General features: G+C 41.0%; 1 pseudogene. It reads right to left on the bottom strand.

Annotated features, from left to right (window positions below):
- Window positions 1–236: 236 nt before the first annotated feature.
- Window positions 237–363 (bottom strand): annotated as a pseudogene (locus KH400_RS22545) (aldehyde dehydrogenase family protein); the annotation flags it as partial.

The following is a 363-nucleotide window of genomic DNA, read 5'->3' as shown; positions in this document are numbered from 1 at the left end:
CCTTTTGAGAAGATCGCTCAAAAGGCTTAAAAGATAACGGCTGCTCCGCGTATTGCTAAAATTTAAGTAAAAAAGGAAGATCGCCTTTGAATAAAAAGAGAGCGAACAAGGTTGCGATGGCTCCCCACGCCGTGCGCCTTTTGAGAAGATCGCTCAAAAGGCTTAAAAGATAACGGCGGCTCCGCACATCGCTTAGATTAAAGTAAAAAAGGAAAAATCGCCTTTTTTACTTTAATCTAAAAAAATCCTAATGCGTCTGGGCTGTAGCTTACTAGCATGTTTTTTGTTTGTTGGTAATGTGAGAGCATCATTTTATGGTTTTCGCGTCCGACACCAGATGCTTTATAACCACCAAATGCTGCA

Origin of the sequence: Desertibacillus haloalkaliphilus (genome assembly GCF_019039105.1) — a bacterium.
Lineage (GTDB): Bacteria > Bacillota > Bacilli > Bacillales > KJ1-10-99 > Desertibacillus > Desertibacillus haloalkaliphilus.
Note: the sequence above shows the minus strand (reverse complement) of the source record. Positions and strands in the feature narration are given on the sequence as shown.